General features: G+C 41.1%; 20 protein-coding genes. 10 read left to right on the top strand and 10 right to left on the bottom strand.

Going from position 1 to position 21,558, the window contains the following annotated elements:
- Positions 1-114: 114 nt before the first annotated feature.
- From GUA46_RS11395 to GUA46_RS11405, 3 genes are all read right to left on the bottom strand, one after another.
- Positions 115-1,059, bottom strand: coding sequence for a TIGR01777 family oxidoreductase (locus GUA46_RS11395; protein WP_176620587.1), 945 nt, complete (start codon positions 1,057-1,059; stop codon positions 115-117).
- A gap of 133 nt (positions 1,060-1,192) precedes the next feature.
- Positions 1,193-1,858: a tRNA (5-methylaminomethyl-2-thiouridine)(34)-methyltransferase MnmC2 gene (gene mnmC2, locus GUA46_RS11400; RefSeq protein ID WP_176620588.1), complete on the bottom strand. Its 666-nt coding sequence runs from the start codon at positions 1,856-1,858 to the stop codon at positions 1,193-1,195.
- Positions 1,855-2,331, bottom strand: coding sequence for a DUF4920 domain-containing protein (locus tag GUA46_RS11405; RefSeq protein WP_176620589.1), 477 nt, complete (start codon positions 2,329-2,331; stop codon positions 1,855-1,857). The genes mnmC2 and GUA46_RS11405 overlap by 4 nt, the downstream gene beginning before the upstream one ends.
- A gap of 106 nt (positions 2,332-2,437) precedes the next feature.
- Between GUA46_RS11405 and GUA46_RS11410 the strand changes: the two genes are divergently transcribed.
- Positions 2,438-3,505, top strand: coding sequence for a branched-chain amino acid aminotransferase (locus GUA46_RS11410; protein WP_176620590.1), 1,068 nt, complete (start codon positions 2,438-2,440; stop codon positions 3,503-3,505).
- Between the two features lie 32 nt (positions 3,506-3,537).
- Here the strand turns inward: GUA46_RS11410 and GUA46_RS11415 are convergent, their stop codons facing one another.
- Positions 3,538-3,924 carry a pyrophosphohydrolase domain-containing protein gene (locus GUA46_RS11415; RefSeq protein ID WP_108246502.1) on the bottom strand — a complete coding sequence of 129 codons (387 nt, stop codon included), beginning with the start codon at positions 3,922-3,924 and terminating at the stop codon, positions 3,538-3,540.
- A 543-nt stretch (positions 3,925-4,467) separates the two neighbouring features.
- On the opposite strand from GUA46_RS11415, the gene crcB reads away from it, so the two are divergent.
- From crcB to GUA46_RS11435, 4 genes are all read left to right on the top strand, one after another.
- Positions 4,468-4,839, top strand: coding sequence for a fluoride efflux transporter CrcB (gene crcB, locus GUA46_RS11420; protein ID WP_108246499.1), 372 nt, complete (start codon positions 4,468-4,470; stop codon positions 4,837-4,839).
- 272 nt (positions 4,840-5,111) lie between these two features.
- A complete protein-coding gene (locus GUA46_RS11425) occupies positions 5,112-5,450 on the top strand; it encodes a P-II family nitrogen regulator (protein WP_108246498.1) in 339 nt (112 codons plus the stop codon).
- A 34-nt stretch (positions 5,451-5,484) separates the two neighbouring features.
- A complete protein-coding gene (locus tag GUA46_RS11430) occupies positions 5,485-6,765 on the top strand; it encodes an ammonium transporter (protein WP_176620591.1) in 1,281 nt (426 codons plus the stop codon).
- Between the two features lie 155 nt (positions 6,766-6,920).
- Entirely contained in the window at positions 6,921-7,958 is a 1,038-nt protein-coding gene (locus GUA46_RS11435) for an outer membrane beta-barrel protein (RefSeq protein WP_176620592.1), read from the top strand.
- A gap of 56 nt (positions 7,959-8,014) precedes the next feature.
- Here GUA46_RS11435 and GUA46_RS11440 read toward each other — a convergent pair whose 3' ends face one another.
- The 3 genes from GUA46_RS11440 to GUA46_RS11450 form a co-directional block, all read right to left on the bottom strand.
- Positions 8,015-8,653 carry a DUF1684 domain-containing protein gene (locus tag GUA46_RS11440; protein ID WP_176620593.1) on the bottom strand — a complete coding sequence of 213 codons (639 nt, stop codon included), beginning with the start codon at positions 8,651-8,653 and terminating at the stop codon, positions 8,015-8,017.
- 56 nt (positions 8,654-8,709) lie between these two features.
- Positions 8,710-10,137 carry an alpha/beta hydrolase family protein gene (locus GUA46_RS11445; RefSeq protein ID WP_176620594.1) on the bottom strand — a complete coding sequence of 476 codons (1,428 nt, stop codon included), beginning with the start codon at positions 10,135-10,137 and terminating at the stop codon, positions 8,710-8,712.
- Between the two features lie 61 nt (positions 10,138-10,198).
- Entirely contained in the window at positions 10,199-10,651 is a 453-nt protein-coding gene (locus GUA46_RS11450; RefSeq protein ID WP_108246493.1) for an Lrp/AsnC family transcriptional regulator, read from the bottom strand.
- A 122-nt stretch (positions 10,652-10,773) separates the two neighbouring features.
- On the opposite strand from GUA46_RS11450, the gene GUA46_RS11455 reads away from it, so the two are divergent.
- Complete coding sequence (locus GUA46_RS11455) at positions 10,774-11,175, top strand: hypothetical protein (protein WP_176620595.1); 402 nt, start codon at positions 10,774-10,776, stop codon at positions 11,173-11,175.
- Positions 11,176-11,181: 6 nt separating this feature from the next.
- Here GUA46_RS11455 and GUA46_RS11460 read toward each other — a convergent pair whose 3' ends face one another.
- Positions 11,182-14,640, bottom strand: coding sequence for a methylmalonyl-CoA mutase family protein (locus GUA46_RS11460; protein WP_176620596.1), 3,459 nt, complete (start codon positions 14,638-14,640; stop codon positions 11,182-11,184).
- Between the two features lie 142 nt (positions 14,641-14,782).
- Here GUA46_RS11460 and purU point away from each other — a divergent pair, with 142 nt between their 5' ends.
- The 4 genes from purU to GUA46_RS11480 all read left to right on the top strand — a co-directional run bounded on the left by purU (position 14,783) and on the right by GUA46_RS11480 (position 19,532).
- A complete protein-coding gene (purU, locus tag GUA46_RS11465; protein ID WP_176620597.1) occupies positions 14,783-15,631 on the top strand; it encodes a formyltetrahydrofolate deformylase in 849 nt (282 codons plus the stop codon).
- A 65-nt stretch (positions 15,632-15,696) separates the two neighbouring features.
- Positions 15,697-17,985: a glycoside hydrolase family 65 protein gene (locus GUA46_RS11470; protein ID WP_176620598.1), complete on the top strand. Its 2,289-nt coding sequence runs from the start codon at positions 15,697-15,699 to the stop codon at positions 17,983-17,985.
- A 118-nt stretch (positions 17,986-18,103) separates the two neighbouring features.
- Entirely contained in the window at positions 18,104-18,808 is a 705-nt protein-coding gene (locus tag GUA46_RS11475; protein ID WP_176620599.1) for a DUF4197 domain-containing protein, read from the top strand.
- Between the two features lie 532 nt (positions 18,809-19,340).
- On the top strand, positions 19,341-19,532 hold the full coding sequence (locus tag GUA46_RS11480) for a hypothetical protein (RefSeq protein WP_108246487.1): 192 nt from the start codon (positions 19,341-19,343) through the stop codon (positions 19,530-19,532).
- Positions 19,533-19,548: 16 nt separating this feature from the next.
- Here GUA46_RS11480 and pyrF read toward each other — a convergent pair whose 3' ends face one another.
- Both pyrF and prfA read right to left on the bottom strand, forming a co-directional pair.
- Complete coding sequence (gene pyrF, locus GUA46_RS11485; protein WP_176620600.1) at positions 19,549-20,370, bottom strand: orotidine-5'-phosphate decarboxylase; 822 nt, start codon at positions 20,368-20,370, stop codon at positions 19,549-19,551.
- 42 nt (positions 20,371-20,412) lie between these two features.
- Positions 20,413-21,489 carry a peptide chain release factor 1 gene (prfA, locus tag GUA46_RS11490; RefSeq protein ID WP_108246485.1) on the bottom strand — a complete coding sequence of 359 codons (1,077 nt, stop codon included), beginning with the start codon at positions 21,487-21,489 and terminating at the stop codon, positions 20,413-20,415.
- Between the last annotated feature and the right edge of the window lie 69 nt (positions 21,490-21,558).

Here is a 21,558-nt window from a genome sequence, read left to right on the forward strand (position 1 = left end):
TGAAGTGGCAAAAGTACTGCCAATTGTATAAAAATGTCAAAATGTCACCGCAAAACATAAAAAAAGCCGCCTAAGCGGACTTTCTATATTCAAATATGTTGAAATTTAAACGTACTAAGCTTCAACGGATGCAGGAATTCCTTCCTCTTGTGAAGCATATAAATTTTTAAGTGCCTGACATATATTGGCATATTGAAAAGCAAAACCTTCCTCTTCAATTTTTTTTCCACTAACCCTTTGGCTGGCCAATAAAAGTGTGGACATGTCGCCCAACAATGTTTTTAGAATGAAAGCGGGCACATTTGGCAACCACAGTGGACGGTCTAAAATTCTTGCCAATTCCTTGGTCATCTTAGTATTTGTTACCGGATTTGGTGCCACAGCATTATAAACACCTGTAAGATTGTTCTCTACGGCAAACACAAACATTTGTGCCAAATCTTCAATATGAATCCAAGATTGCCATTGATCTCCCGTACCAATCGGTGCTCCAACAAAGTTTTTTACGGGAATGGTCATTTTTGGCAATGCTCCTCCTTTTGAAGAAAGAACAAGGCCTATTCTTATTTTGGTGACATCGATTCCAAGTACCCTGAAAGTATCGGCCTCCGCTTCCCATTTTGTCACAACATCTCCCAAGAAACCATCGTCTACCTTGATAGTATCCTCATCAAAATACTCACAAGGAGAATCCGGATAAATACCTATCGCAGATGCGGAAACAAGACATTCAACCTCCTTATTACCAGATTTCTCCAAACCCTTTTTCAAAGTTTGAAGGCTATTGATCCTACTGGAAAGCACTCTCTTTTTATGTTGGGGAGTCCAACGTTTGGCAATACTTGCGCCGGCCAAATTAATGATGGCCTGCACATCATGAAAACAATCCAAATCAATCTCTCCTTTGTTAGGATTCCAATAAAATCCTTGGAAATCTTCGGAAGAATCTATCTTATCTTTGCTTGTAGTCAAATAATTTACTGGAATGCCTTTTTGGTGCAACACCTTTACTATGGCTTGCCCCACTAGTCCAGTAGCTCCTGTTATCAACACCTTCATATATCATCCTTTTTCACAAAGTTATAGGTTTAATCGACTGTTTATGAGACGTTAATTTAGGTTTAACATATTTGTTTAAACTTTAGATCTATTTATGACACCAAAAGGATAAAACTTAACAGCTTATTGACAGTTATAAGGTTTTTACCGCTCTGAGCATTTCTCTTTTGCCGGGCGGTCCGGGCAATCGCTCCACGGTAAAGCCTACAGCCTGCATAGCCCTTCGCACACTACCTTTGGCAGCATACGTGACCAAAACGCCATCGATTGCAAGTGCTTGGTACATTTTTAAAAAGATTTCCTCTGTCCAGAGTTCTGGCTGTACTCGGGCACCAAATGCATCAAAATAGATAAGGTTGAACAAACCTTGCTGGTCGATTTGCTTAAAATCCTTTTTTTGTTTTAAAAGAGAAAAATCGGTTGTAATCGAAATCACTTCTTCCCATGGACAACTATGCATTTTTTGAAACATTTGCTCCAATCCTTCAAAACCCAATTGCTCGCAGTAGTCCAACTGATTCACCTCTTCCATGGAAACGGGAAACGCTTCCACACCAACATAATCGATTTGCAGGTTTTGTCCCACTGCTTCGTGAAGGGTAATGAGGGCATTCAGTCCTGTTCCGAAGCCTATTTCCAGCAGATTGACTTTTCGATTCTGAAATAACCTTAGACCATGCTCGATAAAAACATGATAGGCTTCTTGAACCGCACCATGTTTGGAATGATACTGCTCGTCCCAATCTTCTATTTGGATGGTCTTGGAGCCATCACCTGTGGTGATTATTTTTCGTTTCAAGGTTGGCTGGCGATCAACACTCCATCCGCTTCAAACCTCAAGGTTTTTTTGGGAGCGGTAATTTGCGCCAATTCGTCTTCGGATGCTCCTTCATCCTCGGCATAATGCCTTTGGTCTTCAACGGACATTTCTTCAAAAAATGCTGCGCCGTTCATCACTACTTTTTTTCCAGCTGCATCTTTTGGTACAAAAAACCCATAATCTTTAAAGCGGACAAAAACTTCTTCACTGGACTCCAGTTCCACCTTCATCCAACAGCCTTTGGCTTGGCAAACTTCCTTGATCTCACCAACTATTTGGGTCTGCAAGGAATCCTTCCCAGAGATTTCATCAAATGGAGCTGATGTTTTGGAAGCCTCTCCAGAGATTTTGAATTCCTCTCCAAAGTAATCGCCCTGTATGGTTTCTTGCTTACATGAAACCAGCATCATACCTAGTAAAATAATAGTAGCAAAAGTGTTAAAAATTCTCATTTTTGATAACATTTAAGTAATTGTGGGTCAAGTCCAATATTTAGATTTGATAAACGTCCAAAACTAACAATAAATAGCTAATTTTAGCCCTGTAAATGTAAGTGATATGGAAACATTAGCGAATAAGATAGCTATAGAGAGAGCGAAAAGCTCAAAAATCCATGATGTGGATTTTGACAACCTTTCCTTTGGAAGTGTTTATTCCGACCATATGTTGGTCTGTGATTACAAGGATGGTGAGTGGTCCGCCCCCAAGGTGGTTCCATACCAGCCCATTACCCTAGACCCATCTGCAAAGATTTTCCACTACGGACAATCTATTTTTGAAGGAATGAAGGCCTACAAGGACGAGAACGGCAAGGTGTGGCTTTTTAGGCCCGAGGAAAACTGCAAAAGATTGAACAAGTCTGCTGAAAGGTTGGCTATTCCACAAATTCCCGAAGCTTATTTTATGGAAGGGCTCAACGCCCTCATCCAAGTGGAAAGCGATTGGATTCCCCAGAACCCAGGAAGCTCCCTCTACATCAGACCGTTTATTTTTGCATCAGGAAACGGATTCCATGCCTCTCCTGCAAATGAGTATAAATTTATAATCGCATGTGCTCCATCTGGGTCTTATTTTTCCGGAAAGGTGAAAGTTTTGATCGAAGAAACCTATTCTCGAGCAGCAAACGGTGGTGTTGGTTATGCCAAAGCAGGTGGTAACTACGCAGGACAGTTTTATCCAACAAAGTTGGCCGCCGATAAAGGTTACCAACAAGTTATCTGGACGGACGACAATACCCATGAATTTATCGAAGAAGCTGGCGCAATGAACGTTTTTGTACGTATCAACGACACCTTGATGACCGCCCCTACCAGTGATCGTATTTTGGACGGAATAACCCGAAAAAGTATTTTGGACATCGCCAAAGATGAAGGCATTAAAACCGAAGTTCGCAAAATATCCGTTCATGAATTGGTGAAAGCTGCGGAAAACGGCTCATTAAAAGAAATGTTCGGTGCAGGTACCGCAGCGGTAGTTTCTCCAATTTCAGGTTTTGGATATCATGGAAAAGATTATGATTTGCCAGAGTTGGAAGAAAGCTATGCTTCTTTATTGAAACAAAGAATGACAGACATTCAGTACAACAGAGCAGAAGATAAATTTGGATGGCGACATGAAGTCATCTAGAACAAACAAAAAGGCGCCTGTTGGCGCCTTTTTTATTTATCAATTATAGTTTGAATATCGGGTTTAAAATAGTTCGGCCCCTTTAACACCTTTCCATCTTCCCGATAAATAGGTTTTCCATCAGCACCAAGTTTGCTCATATTGCTCCGCTGAATCTCCTCGAACACCTCTTCAATCTTATATTGCATACCATGCTCCAATATGGTCCCACATAAGATATAGAGCATATCACCAAGGGCGTCAGCCACCTCAACCAAGTCATTGCTGTTAGCAGCTTCCAAATATTCACGGTTTTCCTCGTCCATCAAATTAAACCTGAGTTTGTTCTTTTCTGCTCCTAAATCGGCTTTGGGTTTCTGCGACACCCCTAGACCAAATGAATTGTGGAAAAGTTCCACAGCCTTAATTTTACTTTCCATTACTTAATTTTGATTTAGCTTTGCATAAAAATATAAAATATGTTCAGCACAGGACAGGTAATTTTTGCAGCACTATTCTTTATTGTCTTTGTCGTCATTATCGCTTCATCCTACCGAAAGGACAAAAAACTGCATAAAAAAAATTACAGAGGTGTAATTTGGATACTGGTTTCCTTTATATCTTTCATAATCATCCTCTTTTTAATTAAGCACTTCCTTAAAAATTAACAATTTAATTGAAGTTGCCACAAAAATCACTGCTTTCACAACAATAACAAGGCTCCGATTTCTTTCAGATAAGAAAAATCGTACTTTTGTCTTACCATTAATTAAGCACCTAACCTATAATGACTGTATTTTTTAGCATCCTGTTTGTTTTGCTTGCTGTTAATGCAATTCTATTGATTTTCAGCGTGAATGGAGCCAAAAAAAGGTTTGCAAAACCGATTCAACGGATTTCCGACATCTCAACCACCAAAATCTTCCCCCGAGAGACTGTCGAAACCGAGTACAAAGAAGCGGTTTAGTTTGTACCTTTAGGGCATGAAACAAGCCTTACTTGTCTTTTTGGGCGGGGGATTAGGAAGCGTTTTACGTTATCTGATTTCAAGACCGCTCAACCCTCTTTTCCATAATTTTTTTCTAGGAACATTCTTGGTAAACATTATTGGGTGTTTATTGATAGGTCTTTTTTTAGGGTTGTCCGCCAAAGGCAATATACTGAACTACAACAATACGTTATTTCTTGCCACAGGATTCTGCGGCGGCTTTACTACCTTCTCCGCTTTCGCTTTTGAAAAGCACTCTTTATTAAAGGACGGCGACCTGCTCAACTTTTCTATCTACATGATTTCCAGCATTGGTATCGGCGTTTTGGCCGTTGTTCTGGGATTATGGATCGCCAAACACATTTAGTAGTTATAAATTGTATTTTTTAAGTTAAAATTTGTTAAAAAACGAACATTTATCGCTTTTTAAGTGCACAATCTTGTGAAAACTGAGCTCAAACACATTAAATGTTAACTTAAAATCAATAAATACCCAACAAATATTAACATAAAATTAAATACCCCTAAAATTTAAGGGGTATTTTTCTTATACCCGTAAAAATACCCGACACCCCCCATACTTTTTTATGGTCTTGACTTTTATCTTATATATTTGAGACATCAATTAACTACTTAATTATGAAAAAAGTCGAGGCAATTATTAGAAAATCCAAATTTGATGAGGTGAAAAAAGCCCTCCATCAAATTGAGGTCAACTTCTTTAGTTACTGGGATGTAACAGGAGTTGGAAATGAAAAACAAGGACATGTCTATCGTGGCATATCGTACAGCACTAGCGATATTCAACGAAGGTATTTGGTTATCGTAGTTAGCGATGACTTCCTGGAAAAAACCGTAAACGTTTTATTGGACACTGCGAGCACCGGCAACGTAGGTGATGGAAAAATTTTCGTCTCCGATGTTATCGAGGCTTACAGAATTAGGACCAAGGAAAGCGGAAGCGCAGGAATCAACTAACATTAATAGCCAAAAAACTTTAAAAACTTAGATTATGATTGTACAAGAACAAGAAGCGATAGACAAAGCTGTTGAAGCCATTACTGGCGACATGGGGGCCCTCTGGATCACCCTTGCGGCTATATTGGTGTTTTTCATGCAGGCAGGTTTTACCTTGTTGGAAATAGGTTTTACCCGTAGCAAGAACACCGGTAACATTATTATGAAAAACGTAATGGACTTGGCCGTTGGTTCGGTCATGTTCTGGGCATTAGGCTACGGTATCATGTATGGTAGCGACCTTGTAGGCGGAGGATTCTTTAGATCCAGTCCCTCCGATCAAGGATATTTCTTTTTTAGTGCTGATGATTGGTACAACCTGTTCTTCCAAACAGTTTTCTGTGCCACAGCAGCTACTATTGTATCGGGAGCAATTGCAGGTAGGACCAAATTTTCTACCTATTTGATTTTCTCCGCTATCCTTACCACTATTATCTACCCAATTTCAGGTAGCTGGTACTGGCCATTTGATGATGACGCTTGGTTGAACACGGCTGGCTTTGTTGATTTTGCCGGTTCTTCCGTGGTACACGCCGTTGGTGGTGCAGCTGCATTGGTTGCTGCCATTTTGGTAGGACCCAGAATCGGAAAATACGTGGATGGAAAAGCACAGGCGATCCCTGGACACAACATGGCCTTTGGCGCACTTGGTGTATTTATTCTTTGGTTGGGATGGTTCGGATTCAACGGAGGTTCTCAATTAGCTTGGGGCGGCGATGATACCATCGCAGCAACCAGTGTTATCATAAATACAAACCTAGCCGCCGCGATAGGAGCCATAGCTGCCCTATTTTTTACTTGGGCTAGATATGGCAAAGCTGATATTTCCATGACCCTTAACGGCGCTTTGGCCGGTTTGGTGGGGATTACTGCCGGATGTGGAGCAGTGAATGCTTGGGGAGCCCTTGCCATTGGCTTGGTATGCGGTATTATAGTGGTAGTCTCCATTGAATTTATCGATAAAAAACTTAAGATTGACGACCCAGTAGGAGCCATCTCCGTTCATGGAGTATGTGGATTCATCGGAACTGTACTTATCGGCCTATTTGCATTGGACGGCGGATTGTTGTACGGCGGTGGAGCCAAACTACTATGGGTTCAGACCTATGGATCGTTGTCCTACATTCTTTGGGCAGCCCTAGCATCCTTCATAGTACTTTTCATCTTGAAGAAGACTATTGGCCTTAGAGTATCTGAAAAAGAGGAAGTTGAGGGTCTCGACCTACACGAACATGGTGTAGAAGCGTACCCAGAACATATTTCTCAAGACAAATAAGAAAGTCTTTCAAACTCACAACAAGATTGTAAAAAAAGGAACGGAGCGTTCTGCCAAACGCTCCGTCTAATAACCCTTTCAATCAAACTCACAATTATTACAACTAACTGTCCCCGCTAAAAACGCGCAATGGGACAACTTTAAACGATTATGATATGAAAACGATTATAAATACAAATTTCGGAAAAATTTTGGCTATCGCCATTATTTCAATGGTAACATTTTCTGCCTCTGCGCAGGAGGAAGAGACTTCCAAATTCAGTCTCAGTGGATCTGTTGACGCTTATTACAGAACAACATTCCATGACGCTGGAGAATCAACAACCGGCACTTTTACATCATTTGCCAACCAAACAGGTTTTGCATTAGGTATGGCCAACTTAATCGGCACCTACGACATGGGAGATACCGGTGTTGTCGTTGATTTGGTTTTTGGCCCTAGAGGTACCGAGGCCACTTTTAATAACGATGTTCTTAATGGCATAATCAATCAGGCATATGTATATTGGAATGTTTCCGAAAGCACCACACTGACTATGGGTCGTTTCAACACCTTTTTAGGATACGAGGTAATTGCTCCTCAAGCTAACTTTAACTATAGCGTTTCCTACCTTTTCTCCAATGGACCATTTTCACATTTAGGCCTTAAAGCAGATTTTGCACTTTCTGATGATGTAAGCCTAATGCTTGCCGTGATGAACCCATGGGACACAAATGATATCAGTGAAAGTGGAGAATATTCATTAGGAGGTCAGCTAGGATTTTACGATCAATTTCTGAACCTTTATTATGATAGCGGAAGAAATGGTGGTTTAGGGTTTGAAATTGATTATACCGGAGGATTTGACTTAACTGAAGATTTCTTCTTTGGAATCAATGCGGCCTATAATGACAATTCCGAAACAGGAACCGGTTTCTACGGTGCAGCCATTTACCCACAATTTACTACTTCTGATAGCTTTGCCGTTGGACTCCGTGGAGAATACATGACTTTCACTGATGATGCCGTTGATGATGACTCTCCCGTTCTTGGATTAACATTGACCGGTAGCTTTACAAAAGATAACCTTATCATTAAACCAGAGGTTCGTTTGGACACTTGGGGAAATGATATAGAACCTTACGTGGACAGTGATGGAGCTTTCAGTAGCAACCAAGCTTCATTCTTGATTGCTGCGATTTACTCCTTCTAAAAGTAATATTGATATGACACGAAAAAAGCCTTATTCCAATAGGATTAAGGCTTTTTTTAGTCCTTGTTAAAATTTTTCACTCCTGCTCTCACCTTAGTTCTCAAATAATTTTGCCTTGGCACTAGAGGGCAGGAGTACTTTTTGTTATACACACAATAAGGGTTGTATGCCTTGTTAAAGTCGATCACCAACGTATCGCCTTCGGGAATCGTCAAATCAATATACCTTCCTCCTCCATACGTCTCTTCACCGTTGGTATTATCTAAAAAAGGCAAAAACAAATAATCTTCATATTCCTCATCATCCATCAAATCCAAACTTTGGTATACCTCTAACTGGTGTTCGGTCCCGTTCAATTTAAAATGTGCTATTCCGTAGACCACTTCTTGCGTTTGCCTATCTGTAGTACTTGGCATTAAAAAAGGCTCAGCATCGGGTGTACGCACAAAATGTGCCTTTACGATATAGTTGGTATCGGGCGCAAAAAAATCAAGCCCCTCGAAATCCTTACGGTATTTATCGGGCAAGGGGGATGAATCCGGGTCTTTAAAGCTCTCGTTCTGTTCTTTTTGATATTCCAAAATATCCGCTATCAAATCTGATTTTGCGGCAACGGATTTCTCTTCGTCATGGTATTTTTTACCCTGACCGCAGGCCATCAAAAAAACCACCGAAAATATAATTGCATATTTCATCCTGAAGCTGTTTTTACAAAAATACAGCTTAAACCCGTAAGAACTAAAGTCTTTGTCTACGGTCTATTTTCATCGAGTTTGATGTCGTAACGTGCATCGTCCAGATACTTGGCAACCATTTCGTTGAACTCAGGAGTAATGCGGAACAAGGCTGTATGTTCCAGACTGTAGAGCTTATCCTTATCCTTGAACCCTTTTTTCAAAAGTTCTTCCAAATAGAAGAGCGATGTTCCAAAATCATCATTCTTGGAACTAAGGGAAATGGTCTTAAGATAATATTCATGATTCTCGGGCTCCAAAATAGTTTTTAGCATATACAAAAATGCCAATGCATCTTCATCCACCACTTCTTCTGAAGCTACTATCCGAATGTTATCTTCGGCCAGCACATTTACAAAGCCTTTCAACCTATGGCCCATCTGCTTTTCATAGGGTTTTGAACCTGAAATAAACTTGCTAATCTCTCCCATTTGATGGTTCCACCAGCCCAGATTGTTGAAATTATGGGTGTACACATCTTCCTCCATATAATATTGGTAATCCTCCTTGAGCAAGGATTCTTTTAAAAAGGCAGCATTTTCTGCTCTTTTCATCGCTTTGAAGCCTCTATCTTTCCTAATATCCTTCTGCACCGACCTAAGGGAATCCATATTCTTTAAAGCTCCGTACATGGACACCATTTCCGTCATGTATTGCTCCGCCCACAAAAGGTCTCCAATGCTTTTTAACTGCTCCAATTTGTCCAAATCTTCTTGATAGGCCTTTTCTACATAGGTAGGGTCTTTAGGAATCCAATTTCTTCCCATGGCATCCAACGTAAAAAGCTGCATTCCTTTTTCCAAGTACGAAACTCCAGGCCATTCCCCCCTGCCATCGTACAGCAACACTTGATTACGGAACTTGTACCTGTCCAACAACTTGGCATCCGTCAACATAAATGGGTAATTAAAATTCTCTTTATTCACAATCCCCACAAAATGGAAAGGATTTTTGGTGTTTATCAGCTCACGATTGGCCAATGAGGCTCCAATGGACATTGCTCCATTAACGCCCGTAATCAAAACCGGGACCAAACTGGCAAACTGCCCTCCAGACTCACTGCCAGCCGCATAAATTCTATCCCCGTGTATGGGCAACATACTTGTAACCTTTTGAATAGATTGGCTTACAACCACCATATTTTTTGTCAAAGAAACAGTGTCCAACAATTTTGGAGCGGCCAGAACATACCCCTCATTTTCTGCCGCTACCACGAACATAGAGAGGGCTTTCTCCTCATTACCCTCGGTGTCCAACACCACCATTAATGGCCATTTCTTTTCCATGGAAAAGGCCTTAGGTATATAAATGGAGTAGGTATTTTCGGTTGAATCGTTTATGGGGAGATTTTCAACAATCTCACCTTTTTTTAAGACCATTTGCTGCGAGAAGACGGACAGTGCACATAAAATAGTCAAAAGTGATAGCGAATATGTTTTTTTCATAACTCTATTTTAACAAAAATCTAGCCAAAGTCTGTTTCTAAAACATCAATTTAACAAGAAACTATTTACCTAGTTTACTTTTTTTAATGGGGGAATTGGCTACTACGTTGGACAACACAATGTGAGTTCTACATTCTCCGTATACAATGAGCTCGTCGATAAATTTTTCCAGGTGGGATTGATCACGGAGCACCACCTCCATAATAATGTTCTCATTACCAGTGATACGGTAGCAATTTTCTACCTCCTGAAATGTTTTCACCTTGTCCAGAAAAGGCTTCAACTTACCCATAAAGGCACGCAACATGATTATCGCCTTCAACTGATATCCGGCCTCTACATAGGAAATGTTGGCACGGTAACTTTCAATTATGCCAAGGTCCTCCATTTTCTTTACGCGTTCAGCAACCGCTGGTGGAGTCAGTCCAATCTTTCTCCCAATATTCGCAAAAGATTCCCGTGCATTTTGCTGCAAATGATTCAAAATTTGCCAATTCAAGTCATCTATCTTCATATAGAAAGAAATTTACTTCTATTTTTTTGTTTTCGAAAGTAAAATCGAATTATAGCTTTCGTAACAAAAGTAAAAAAATTTGATTCGTCCGTAATTTTATGATTCAAAATTGCTAGAAAAACATGGAGAGGAATTCTCTTAACTCCCTTGGTGTATACCGTAGATCTTTGGCCCTTCGCGACATGACCGAGGCGGTCGCAGCTTATTTTGCCCAAAATAGGGAGATTCTTTCCCTACGAAAAATCGATTCGTTCAGAGACGATATCTCTCAATCCCTTTTAGCCGATGCCGACTTGATTACCAAAGAACTGGAACAGGCTGCATTGAGCAATTGTCCATCTGTGCGCATGAGAAGCCTTTCTTACGTAAATATTATGACCCGCAATATTCTTGCATATTGTAATGGCCTTGAGCGTGATGGAGTAAAGGAAAAGGAATACCTCAATCTTCTTAGAAAAGAAATCCGAATTTTCCGTGTTTCTTTTAAAAAATGGAGAAAGTCTTTGATCAACAAAAACGACTAAATTTCCCTACATATTTCTTCGGTACTGTCCTCCTACTTGGAACAATGCTTCGGTAATCTGACCCAACGAACAATATTTTGTGGCTTCCATCAATTTTTCAAAAATGTTTTCATTGTTGATGGCAACCTCCTGCAATTCACTCAATTGCTTCTCAGCTTCTGTAGCTTCACTTTTGTGAAGATTTTGTAAAGTCTTAATCTGATTTTCTTTTTCGGTTTCGGTGGCACGAATCACCTCAGCAGGCAAAATCGTTGGAGAACCTTTGGAACTCAAAAATGTATTCACACCAATAATCGGATATTCCCCAGAGTGTTTCAATGTTTCATAATGAAGACTTTCCTCTTGGATTTTGGAGCGTTGGTACATCGTTTCCATAGCACCTAATACGCCACCTCGTTCCGTGATTCTATCAAACTCCAGTAAAACGGCCTCCTCTACCAAATCCGTCAACTCTTCAATAATGAAGGAACCCTGAATTGGATTTTCATTTTTAGCCAGACCCAATTCTTTGTTGATAATCAATTGTATCGCCATCGCCCTGCGGACGGATTCCTCGGTCGGCGTGGTTATTGCCTCATCATACGCGTTGGTATGCAAGGAGTTACAATTGTCATAAATGGCGTACAATGCCTGAAGCGTAGTACGGATATCGTTAAAATCGATTTCTTGTGCGTGCAAGCTTCTTCCAGAAGTCTGGATATGATATTTCAGCATTTGTGCCCTCGGGTTGGCCCCATATTTTTCTTTTAAGGCTTTGGACCATATCCGTCGAGCTACACGACCGATTACCGCATATTCGGGATCCACTCCGTTGGAAAAGAAAAACGAAAGGTTGGGACCAAACTTGTTGATGTCCATTCCGCGGCTCAAGTAGTATTCCACATAGGTAAAACCGTTGGAAAGCGTAAAGGCCAACTGTGTTATAGGGTTGGCACCCGCCTCGGCAATATGGTAGCCAGATATGGAAACCGAGTAGAAATTACGTACTTGTTGCTCAATAAAATATTCCTGCACGTCCCCCATCAACCGCAAGGCAAACTCGGTAGAAAAAATACAGGTGTTCTGCGCTTGGTCCTCTTTTAAAATATCGGCTTGTACCGTACCGCGAACTTGGTTCAACGTCTTTACCTTTATTTCCTGATATACATTTTCGGGAAGCACTTGGTCGCCTGTTATTCCCAAGAGCATCAAGCCGAGACCATTGTTCCCTTCGGGAAGTTCACCATAATACGTGGGCTGTGCCATCCCTTTCTCCTTAAAAATGGTTTTGATTTTGTCCGCGACCTCTTTTTCCAAACCATTTTCTTTGATATACTTCTCGCAATTTTGGTCAATGGCAGCATTCATAAAAAAGGCTAACAGCATCGGTGCGGGACCATTAATGGTCATACTTACCGAAGTCATTGGGCTGCTCAGGTCGAACCCCGAATAGAGTTTTTTGGCATCGTCCAAACAGCAGATGGACACCCCAGCGTTTCCAATTTTCCCATAGATATCAGGTCGGTGGTCCGGGTCGTTCCCGTACAAGGTCACCGAATCAAAAGCGGTAGACAAGCGTTTGGCGGGCATATCCATACTCACATAATGGAATCGGCGGTTCGTTCGCTCCGGCCCTCCTTCACCTGCAAACATTCGGGTCGGGTCCTCCCCTTCCCTTTTGAACGGATATAATCCAGCTGTGTAGGGAAATTCACCTGGTACATTCTCTTGCAAGAGCCATTGCAAAATATCGCCCCAAGCTTCGTATTTGGGCAAAGATACCTTTGGTATTTGACTGTGCGATAATGATTCGGTATGCGTTTTAATATTGACTTCCCTGTCCCGTACTTTGAAGGAGTAGATTTCCGATTTGTAACGGGCAACCTTTTCCTTCCATTTTAAAATTGCCTCCCAATTATGGGGATTCAAATGCATCTTGACTCGGTCAAACTCTTTGATGAGGAGATTTACCAAAGCTTTAGATTCTTCATTTTTGATATGCTTCCCGATTTCCTCTTCATTCAAACCAGCTTTATCCAAAAACATTGTTTCGGCCTGTTCCTGTTCCATTTCCATGGCCGATGTCAGCGTTAAAAAGACACCATACAGCTTCTGGGCTATTTTGGCTTCTTCCTTTGCCTTAACATCATAACTTCTATTGTTTTCTGCTATTTCTGAAAGGTATCGGGTTCTTGCTGGCGGGATCACATAGATTTTTTCCGCCATTTCTTGCGTAATCTTGATGGTTGAATTCAGAGTGGAACCTGCTTTCTCCACCAAGGCATCCATCACCTTTTTATAGAGACTGTTCATCCCGGGATCGTTGAACTGAGAAGCAATGGTCCCAAAAATGGGAAGCTCATCTTCATTTGCATGCCATAATCCGTGGTTACGGGCGTATTGCTTTTTGACATCGCGAATAGCATCCAAAGCCCCACGTTTGTCAAACTTATTGATGGCCACAATATCAGCGAAGTCCAACATATCGATTTTTTCCAGTTGCGTTGCGGCACCAAATTCGGGCGTCATCACATAGAGCGAAACATCGCTATGCTCCAATATTTCGGTGTCGGATTGACCAATTCCAGAGGTTTCCAAAATAATCAGGTCGTATTTTGCTGCTTTCAGCACTTGAACCGCCTCTGAAACATGTTTGGACAACGCCAAATTGGATTGACGTGTGGCCAAGGAGCGCATATACACCCGATCACTGTTGATGGCATTCATTCGGATTCTATCCCCCAAAAGGGCACCTCCTGTTTTTCGCTTGGAAGGATCTACAGAAACAATACCGATATGTTTATCCGGGAAATCCATCAAAAATCGACGCACCAACTCATCAACCAAACTGGATTTACCCGCTCCGCCTGTTCCAGTAATTCCCAAAACAGGAACATTGCTTTCTGTTTTTTCAATTACAGACTGATATTTCTCAAATTCTTCATGACGGTTCTCTGCCAAAGAAATCAAACGGGCCAAAGTGTTCGGATGCTTCTCTTCCAACTGGTTCTCCAAGGTTTTTCCTTTGGAAATATTCAAATCCGGTACGGCCGTATCGCATCGCTCCACTAAATCATTGATCATACCCTGAAGCCCCATTTCCCGACCATCATCTGGGGAATAAATTCGTTCAATGCCATAATCCATCAGTTCCTTGATCTCTTCTGGAAGGATGACACCTCCGCCACCGCCAAATATTTTAATGTGACCAGCCCCCCTTTCCTTCAACAAATCGAACATGTAACGGAAGTATTCGTTGTGCCCTCCTTGATAGGAAGTCATTGCAATGGCATTGGCATCCTCTTGAATGGCACAATCAACCACCTCGGCCACACTCCTATCATGTCCCAAATGAATCACCTCTACCCCAGTAGCTTGGATAATTCTCCTCATAATATTGATGGCCGCATCGTGCCCATCGAACAGGGAAGCTGCGGTTACAATTCTAATTTTATGTTTAGGGGTGTAGGGTTTAATTTGTTCCATCTGCAATAAAGGGTCTTATTTTGCTCTGCAATTTACAGAAAATGCAATTGAAAAATGATTTTGATTAAGATTGTATAAAAAATATTAAATCTTTGGGCTTCCTTTTTTGAATACCATAATTTTATCCACCTAAATGTATTTAATGAAACTGACCATTCTTATCAACTGTCCCGATCAATCGGGAATCATACGCTCGGTTACCACTTTTATCCATCAACAAAAAGGAAATGTGGTCTATTTGGACCAGCATGTGGACAAACAGGCGGGCGTCTTTTTTATGCGTTTAAAGAGTGAGTTTGAGGAAGAATTGGACCTTTCTAAGTTTAAGAAGGACTTTGGACAGGAATTGGCTGAGAAGTTTCACATGGAATGGGATGCCTATACCGACGTTTACAAACCTAAGATGGCCATTTTCGTTTCCAAATACAACCATTGTTTGTATGATTTGCTGAGCCGATACAACTCTGGCGAACTTTCGGTGGACATCCCTTTTATTTTGAGCAACCATACCGACTTGGAATATGTAGCTGAACAGTTCGATATCCCTTACTTTCATGTTCCCGTGACAAAAGCAACCAAGGAGAAAGCAGAGGACAAGCAACTGGAACTTTTGGAGCAATATGAGGTGGATTTTATTGTTTTGGCCAGATATATGCAGATTGTATCACCAAAGGTGATTGATGTTTTTCCGCAAAAAATCATTAATATTCACCATTCTTTCTTGCCGGCCTTTGCAGGAGCAAAACCTTATCATGCCGCTTTTGAGAGAGGAGTAAAAATTATAGGTGCCACAAGCCATTATGTTACGGAAGATTTGGATGCCGGACCAATTATAGAGCAAGACGTGACCACGGTTTCGCACACCCACGCCGTAAAAGATTTTATTGCCAAAGGCAGGGATTTGGAACGTATTGTACTTTCCCGGGCCGTTCAACTTCACGTAGCACGGAAAACCATGGTCTACAACAATAAGACCGTTATTTTTTCTTAATCAAAGATTACGTATCTTCTAATCAACGATTTAAAGTAAACAAACACAACGCCAATCATTAGTAAATGAATCAAGACTATATACAACCACATCCATGGAGCATTATCGAAGAAGGGTTTGACCGGGAACGGGTAAAGTCCTCCGAAAGCCTGTTCAGTATAGGCAACGGAGCCATGGGCCAAAGGGCCAATTTTGAAGAATCCTATTCAGGTCCAACCTTTCAAGGAAGCTATATCGGAGGTGTGTACTACCCCGATAAAACACGCGTAGGATGGTGGAAAAATGGGTACCCTGAATACTTTGCCAAAGTATTGAACGCTCCCAATTGGATTGGTATCCATGTTGAGATAAATGGTACACCTTTGGATTTGGCCACCTGTTCCAACATCAAAAATTTCAAGCGTGAGCTCAATATGAAAGAGGGATGGTACCAAAGAAGCTTTGTTGCTACAACCCCTAACAATATAGAACTTGAAGTCGTCACCACACGATTCTTAAGTTTATCACATGATGAAGTCGGAGCCATCAAATTTGAGATTACCCCTATTAATTCTGATACTTTAATTGTTTTTAAACCCTATATAGATGCCGGAATCACCAATGAGGACAGCAATTGGGACGATAAGTTTTGGAACACTACAAAGGTAACATCAGAAAAAAACAGGGCATTCATCGAGTCGCACACCATGAAGACCAATTTTAAGGTATGCACCTTCATGCAAGCTTACACGGTATATGGAGACCTCTTAAAATCGTCTCCCGATTCCGAGAACAGCGAAGAACTCTCCATTGGCTTCGAATTTTCTCAGAAAGTAAAAAAAGGAGAAAAGGTCAGCTTGATAAAGTATGGTGGTTATACAGTAGATAGAAATCACGAAGCCGATAAATTGACAGAAGCCGCCAACATTGTTTTGGACGAAGTATCTTCACTTGGGTTTGATGGTCTATTGGAAGAACAAAAAAAGGCTTGGGCCCAGATTTGGGAAATGAGCGACATTGCTATTGAAGGCGACATCAAGGCCCAACAGGGCATACGTTTCAATATTTTTCAACTGAACCAGACCTACACGGGAACAGATTCTCGATTGAACATTGGACCAAAAGGTTTTACGGGCGAAAAATATGGTGGTAGCACCTATTGGGACACCGAGGCCTATTGTCTACAATTCTATATGGCGACCAAGAATCAGGAAGTAGCTCGAAAGCTACTCAAATACCGATACAATCACTTGGAAAAAGCTATCGAGAATGCCGAAAAGCTAGGCTTTAAAAATGGAGCTGCCCTATATCCAATGGTTACCATGAACGGTGAGGAGTGCCACAACGAATGGGAAATCACCTTCGAGGAAATTCATAGAAATGGTGCCATAGCGTATGCCATTTACAATTACACACGCTATACCGAAGATTACAGCTACGTACCTGAAATGGGGTTGGAGGTTTTAATCGGAATTGCCCGTTTTTGGCAACAGCGCGTCAACTGGTCCGAAAACAGAAAAAAATATGTAATGCTAGGTGTAACCGGCCCGAACGAATACGAAAATAACGTTCATAATAACTGGTACACCAACTACATCGCAAAATGGTGTTTAGAATATGCACTGGAGCAATTGGATTATGTGCAACAGAACCACCCTGCCGACTATAAAAGAATCATTGAAAAGACCAAGCTGACCAACGACGAGACAGGGCTTTGGAAAAAAGTGGCCGCCCATATGTATCTCCCTTACTCCGAAGAGCATGGGGTTTATTTGCAACAAGATGGTTTCTTGGACAAAGATTTGGTTCGCGTCGCCGATTTGGATAGAAAAGAACGCCCCATTAACCAACATTGGAGTTGGGATAGGATTTTGCGCTCGCCATATATAAAGCAAGCTGACACTTTACAAGGATTCTATTTTTTTGAAGACCACTTTACCGTCGATGAATTGGAAAAGCATTTTGATTTTTATGAACCGTTTACCGTTCATGAATCTTCGTTGTCGCCTTGCGTGCACTCTGTTCAGGCCGCTAAATTGAACCGAATGGAGCAGGCCTATACGTTCTATTTGCGTACGTCCAGATTGGACTTAGACGATTACAACAAGGAGGTTGAAGAAGGATTGCACATTACGTCGATGGCCGGTACTTGGATGAGTATAGTTGAAGGGTTCGGAGGTATGAGGGTGAAAGATGGAAAACTTTGCTTTGCCCCAAAAATCCCAGAACAATGGGAAAAATATTCATTTAAAATTAATTTTAGGGATAGAATTTTAAAGGTGACCATAACCCAAGAAGGGGCTAATTTTGATATTGATGCCGGCGAACCTCTAGAAATCCTCGTCAACGAAAAACCGATTACATTATCCGCTTAATTCATCAAATAAAAGAATATGATAATGAATGGATTTAAGTCATTTCAGCTAAAAATTGACAAAACAAATCAGTTTTAGGTCGATTCGAGCTATTTTCATAACATCTAAAAATTTAACCATGAAAAGATTATTGTTATGTGTATTGGTATTTCAACTTGTAGGCTGTGCAGAGCTGCAGCAGGTTGTAAACCAATTGCCCCAAGGAACAACAGGTATCGGAAACGACCAAATAGCCCAAGGATTGCGCGAAGCCCTCAATATGGGCATTGAAAAGCAGGTGAACAAACTTACCACTGAAAATGGATTCTATAGGAATGAGCTGGTAAAAATATTGCTGCCCGAAGAGCTTCAAAAAGTGGACAAGACCTTACGGGATATTGGTCTAGCAAGCTTGGCCGATGAAGGATTGCGAATTATCAATCGAGCAGCGGAGGACGCCGTGGGCGAAGCCACCCCCATCTTTATTCAAGCAGTTAAAGGGATTACATTCAATGATGCCAAACAAATTCTGCTGGGGAACGACAACGCAGCGACACAATATTTGCAGCAAGCGACCAAAACACAATTGTACAATAAATTCAATCCGGTCATCAAAAATTCGTTCCAAAAGGTAGGGGCCGACCAAATTTGGAGCAATATTATCACCAAGTACAACAGCTTGCCCTTGACCAACGACGTAAATCCAGATTTGACCGATTACACTACGAACCAGGCATTGGAAGGAGTTTATACTATGATAGCGGTAGAGGAAAAGGAAATTAGGACAAAAGTTTCGTCCAGAACAACAGATTTGTTAAAAAGAGTGTTTGCGCTTCAAGATTAATCATAATTTTTTGACAAAAACGCAATAACTCAAAAAAGAAGACGTTATAAACTCAATAATTAAGTATAATTATAACAAATTCCTAAAGTTAAATTAACCTTGATCTGGAGGTTAAACTTGAATTTTGTACAAGTTATCTGAGTTAGCATTTTTTTGAGTTAGTTAGTTTAAAAACCGGTGTACCTCACCGGTTTTTTGTTTCTCAATAATCCCAAACATTTCCATTCAGCCGAAAAATCTGAAATTGTACCAAAGTACTATCCAAGCAAATGTAATCGATATCATTCCCGGCCCTTCTTTTGAGTTAAGAGTTAAACGGATATAATCATCAGGTTACCTTATTTTGAATCAAATTGCAACCGTCACAAGGATACGTTAATATAATCCAAAACTATTGTTAGCGAAATCGCGAAAAATAGCGACATACGTTAAATTTTAGATAAATTACCTGATTTATAGACGTATACCCTTTCTAACGTAGTCCACCAGTACGATTTGAACGTATCTTTGTTATTAACAAATCTTGAGAGCTATGAATAATCAAAATTGTAAAGTAGGGGCTGTAACACCGATTACAGGTTTAAGCCAAGCAGCTTCCATTTTGGAGGTGATGCACCAAAATTTTATGGAAAAAGCAGCAAGTGTTGCCGCAAAAGAGAATCAATTGGACGAGTTTTTCAAAAGAAAGGCACAGAGTATTAAAAAGATTTTAGAGAGCCTATAATCGGCATTGCTATGCTCTATTTGATTTTACTCAGTTCAATTTGCATCTCTTGCTGGATTTCGTATGCCTTTTTCGCAGCGACTTCGGCAAAGTCATTGCCCGTTGATGCATAAATAATTCCTCTTGAAGAATTCACCAATAAACCTACATTTTTGGTGATTCCATACTTGCATACGTCTTGCAAACTACCTCCCTGCGTTCCCACGCCAGGTACCAATAAAAAGCTCTCCGGTACTATTTTTCGAATATCCTCCAAATAAGAGGCCTTTGTGGCGCCGACCACATACATCAATCGCTCGGAACCTTTATAGGTTTTGGAAACGGACAATACTTCTTTGTACAATTCCTGCCCATCCAAAGTTTTGGTCTGAAAATCATATGCTCCCTGATTAGAGGTCAATGCCAACAATATGGTATGCCTATCTTCAAATTCCAGAAAAGGTTCTACCGAATCCTTGCCCATATAAGGGGCAATGGTAATGGAATCAAAATCCATGGTTTCGAAAAACGCTTTTGCATATCTGGTAGATGTATTTCCAATATCACCGCGTTTCGCATCTGCAATGGTAAACATTTCAGGATAATTCTCATTTAGATACTCCATGGTTCGCTCCAAGGATTTCCACCCCTTTAGACCATACGCTTCATAGAAAGCGATATTGGGCTTGTAGGCCACACAGTACTGGTGTGTAGCATCTATAATAGCCTTATTGAATGCAAAAATGGGGTCTTCTTCTTTTAGAAGGTGATTGGGGATTTTATCCAAATCGGTGTCGAGACCAACACAGAGAAATGATTTTTTTTGGCGAATTTGAGCAATTAAATCTTCTATCTTCATTGGATTATGTTCTCGATAGTACTGAAAAATCTATTCTAAAGATTAAAATATCTCCGATGCCTCTTTGAGTTTTTCGGTGTTTTCCACCAACATCAACTCATCGATGATTTTCTGGACATCTCCGTTAATGATGTTCTGTAAATCGTAAAGGGTCAAGCCAATTCTGTGGTCAGTAACCCTACCTTGCGGATAATTGTAGGTGCGTATTTTGGCCGAACGGTCACCACTGCTTACCTGTGAATTTCGCTTTGCGGCATCCTCTGCCTGCTTTTTGGCCAATTCCATATCGTACAAACGAGCACGGAGTACCTTAAACGCCTTATCCTTGTTCTTGTGCTGTGATTTTTCGTCCTGACATTGCGCCACAATACCGGTAGGCTCATGGGTTAGACGAACCGCTGAATATGTGGTGTTAACCGACTGACCACCAGGTCCGGAAGAACAGAAATAATCTATCCGAACATCTTTGGGGTCTATCTGCACATCAAATTCCTCCGCTTCGGGAATTACCATTACGGTTGCGGCACTGGTGTGTACCCTACCTTGTGTTTCGGTCTGTGGCACACGTTGCACACGGTGCACCCCTGCCTCAAACTTTAGAGTTCCATAAACATCCTCTCCGTTCACTTCAAAGTGAATCTCCTTGTAGCCGCCGCTTGTACCCTCGCTCAAGTCGATTACGTTGGTCTTCCAACCTTTGGATTCGCAATATTTGGTATACATACGGAACAAATCGCCAGCAAAGATACTGGCCTCATCACCACCTGTACCTGCACGGATTTCCATGACCACGTTCTTGGCATCCTCCGGGTCTTTGGGAATCAAAAGAAACTTGATTTCCTCTTCCAGTTTGGGCAAAGCACTTTTGGCCTCGTCCAACTGCATTTTGGCCATTTCCACCATCTCGGCATCACTACCATCCGAAATAATTTCCTCTGCCTCCTCGATGTTATTGGTAAGGGTAATGTATTCATCCCTTTTGTCGCTCAGCAACTTTAAATCCTTATACTCCTTGTTGAGTTTTACGTACCTTTTTTGGTCCGCAATAATATCGGGCTGTATGATCAGGTCCGAAACCTCATCAAAACGCTGTTTTACAATGTTGAGTTTGTCTAGCATAAATCAATCCTCCTAATAGGAATGCGAATTTACGATTTTTTAGCGGGATTCTTTTCTAACTAAATGAGG

Source organism: Flagellimonas chongwuensis, assembly GCF_013376415.1.
In the GTDB taxonomy this organism is placed as follows: Bacteria; Bacteroidota; Bacteroidia; order Flavobacteriales; family Flavobacteriaceae; genus Flagellimonas; species Flagellimonas chongwuensis.